This is a genomic window from Novosphingobium organovorum (genome assembly GCF_022832435.1).
Taxonomy (GTDB): domain Bacteria; phylum Pseudomonadota; class Alphaproteobacteria; order Sphingomonadales; family Sphingomonadaceae; genus Novosphingobium; species Novosphingobium organovorum.
Map to the genome: position 1 here is coordinate 1 of NZ_JALHLF010000234.1, position 1,383 is coordinate 1,383.

General features: G+C 72.4%; 1 protein-coding gene and 2 pseudogenes. All 3 read left to right on the forward strand.

Annotated elements, in window-relative coordinates:
- A pseudogene (locus tag MTR62_RS20940) lies at positions 1-198 on the forward strand (type IV secretion system protein); the annotation flags it as partial.
- Positions 195-1,091: a TrbG/VirB9 family P-type conjugative transfer protein gene (locus tag MTR62_RS20945; RefSeq protein WP_244024589.1), complete on the forward strand. Its 897-nt coding sequence runs from the start codon at positions 195-197 to the stop codon at positions 1,089-1,091. The pseudogene MTR62_RS20940 and the gene MTR62_RS20945, both read left to right, overlap by 4 nt.
- Positions 1,092-1,106: 15 nt before the next feature.
- Positions 1,107-1,383 (forward strand): annotated as a pseudogene (locus tag MTR62_RS20950) (TrbI/VirB10 family protein); the annotation flags it as partial.

The following is a 1,383-nucleotide window of genomic DNA, read 5'->3' on the forward strand; positions in this document are numbered from 1 at the left end:
GTAGCCGCTGCGGTCGCCGCCGACAGCGCCTCGGGCGCCAGCTCGGGCGAGCGGCGCACCGTCATCACCCAGGTCAGCGGCGGGGGGCTTGCGCCAGCCGGTTCTGGCCTCGACGCGCGCACGCGCGGCATCGGCAGCCGCTTTCGCAGCGCCTCGAACGACACCGGCCGCCTGATGGCCAAGGAGAAGAAACCATGACGCACGCTTCGCTGCGGCGTTTTGTCGCCGCTTCGCTCACCCTCACTTCGGGGCTGGGCGCGGCCTTGGGCGCCTCGCTGGCGAGCCCCGCCTTCGCCGCCGATCCCCGGCTCGTCGCGCACGAATACCGCGAGGACGAGGTGGTGCCGGTCTACGGCCACGCCGGGGTCCAGGCGACCATCGCCTTCGGGGCGGGCGAGGCGATCGAGAACGTGGCGATCGGCGATTCGGCCCAGTGGCAGATCACGCCGAACAAGCGCGCTGACCTCCTGTTCGTAAAGCCGCTCGAAGTGAGCGCGCGCACCAACATGACGGTGGTCACCAACAAGCACACCTACTTCTTCGACCTGATCGCCTCGCCGCGCGCCAAGCCGCTCTACATGCTGCGCTTCACCTACCAGCCCGAGCCCGAGGCCCCGCCCGAGCGCCCCGAGGGCGCCGCGCGCTTTGCCAGCCTCGACCCGGCCGAGCGCGCGATTGCCGAGGGCGATCCGCTCTCGATGCCCGCCGATGCGGCCGCGCTCAACTTCGCCTGGAAGCGCGAAGGCGACGCCAGGCTCGAACCGGCACGGGTCTACGACGACGGAGTCTCGACCTATCTGGTCTGGCCGCAGCTGTCCGAAGTGCCCGCGATCCTGGTGCGCAACGAGGCGGGCGAGGAAGGCCCGGTCAACTACGCCGTGCGCGGACCCACGATCGTCGTCGCCGACGTGCCCGACCGTATCGTCCTGCGCCGGGGCAAGGCGGTGGCCGAACTGGTCAACGCGCTGCCGCTCTCCGCGCGCACTGCACCCCGTCCCGAAACCGCTCCGGCCTCCGGCGGCGGCGCAGGCACGCCCGCGCTGTCGAGCGCGGCGCCCGCCCCGTCCGCCACCACGCTCCCGGCCAACTGAAGGAACGCCTGAACGATGGTCTCGAAATCGGCAGCTGGGGACGGTCTTGGCGCAAAGGGGGCCCGCGACCCGCGTGAGGAGAGCGGCGCGGAGGTCATCGACCTCGCCACCCGCAACGTGCTCCCGCAAGTCTCGCAGCGGCGCAAGGGCGATGGCCTGGGCATGGCCGCGGGCGTGCTCATCGTGGGCGCGCTCGGCGCGCTGACGCTGTGGACGATGAGCGATGCGCGCAAGGGCGCGGTCGCCCCGCAGCCGGTGGTGACGCCCGCACCGCCGCCGATCACCCCGCCCC

Coding starts and splice junctions, on each gene's coding strand:
- MTR62_RS20945 (WP_244024589.1), top strand. CDS start 195: ATGACGCACGCTTCGCTGCGGCGTTTTGTCGCCGCTTCGCTCACCCTC.